This is a genomic window from Aetokthonos hydrillicola CCALA 1050 (assembly GCF_017591665.1).
Lineage (GTDB): Bacteria > Cyanobacteriota > Cyanobacteriia > Cyanobacteriales > Nostocaceae > Aetokthonos > Aetokthonos hydrillicola.
The window spans coordinates 1-1,101 of record NZ_JAAKGC010000442.1 but is presented as its reverse complement, the minus strand read 5'-3'; the positions used below and the strand labels follow the sequence as shown (position 1 = coordinate 1,101).

At 46.0% G+C, this 1,101-nt stretch carries 1 protein-coding gene and 1 pseudogene; both read right to left on the bottom strand.

Annotated features, from left to right (window positions below):
* Window positions 1-593 (bottom strand): cbb3-type cytochrome c oxidase subunit I (locus G4P69_RS38715; protein ID WP_208355351.1); only part of this gene is annotated, 593 nt, incomplete at its 3' end.
* 195 nt (window positions 594-788) lie between these two features.
* Window positions 789-1,101 (bottom strand): annotated as a pseudogene (locus G4P69_RS38710) (cytochrome c oxidase subunit II); the annotation flags it as partial.

Sequence of the window (1,101 nt, the reverse complement as noted above, 5' to 3'; positions counted from 1 at the left end):
TGGTATCCCATACTAGGAGTACGCATCTTGATCAAAGTGACGAGGAAAGTGATCGCCCCCAAAATCGAAGAGGTTCCTAGCAGCAGAACACTCATAATCCAAATTCCCTCACCCACCTGACCAGTTACTAAACTCAAAGGAGGGTAAGAAGTCCAACCTGCATCTGGTGCATCACCCACTACTAAGCTGCTAATAAGCAAAATCCCAGCAGGCGGAATCATCCAAAAAGCAACAGCATTCAGGCGAGGAAATGCCATATCCTTTGCCCCAATCATCAGGGGGATCAGAAAGTTAGCAAAGCCTGCACCTGCGGGCACAATCCACAAAAAAATCATAATTGTGGCGTGCAGTGTAAACAAACTGTTGTACAGTTCCGGGCTGACAAAATCTGATTCTGGAGTGCGTAACTCTGTACGAACCAAGTCAGCCAATACACCACCTATACAGTAGAAAATAAACGTACTGACTAAGTATTGAATCGCAATAACTTTGTGGTCGGTGTTAAACGTAAAGTAATGCCACCAACGTCTTTCCCCTGGCTCGTCATGAATAGCAGGGGCGTTAGCTTTCTCTTGTATTTGTGCTTGGGTCATAACAATTTAATGGGCATAGGGCATAGGGCATAGGGCATAGGGCATAGGGCATAGGGCATAGGGCATAGTGCGTAGTGCATAGGGCATAGCGCAGAGGGCATCCGGTATTAAGGAACTGAGTATTTACTCGCTCCTCTGCTCCCGTGATCAAGAGCTCCTCTGCTCCCCCTGCTAAGAGCTCCCTGCTCACTCTTCCTATTGGTGAATTTGATGAAGTACTTCTGGATCAATTCCCATCTCATTAGTGTAATGAGAGAGAAATTCAGAGGGAGATGTTGTTTGTGGGTTAACAGCGACTGCTTGCTTTAAATCCTCAGCGCTAGCAGTCTGCTGTTCTTGCATCCATTTGTCAAATGCTTCTTGTGATTCAACAACAACTTGTGCTCTCATTGCACCATGGTAAGGACCACAGAGTTCTGCACAAATAAGGGCATAATCACCTATTTTTGAAGGTGTAAAGCGAATCTCAGTTTGGCGACCAGGGATAGCATCCTGCTTTAGGCGAAAT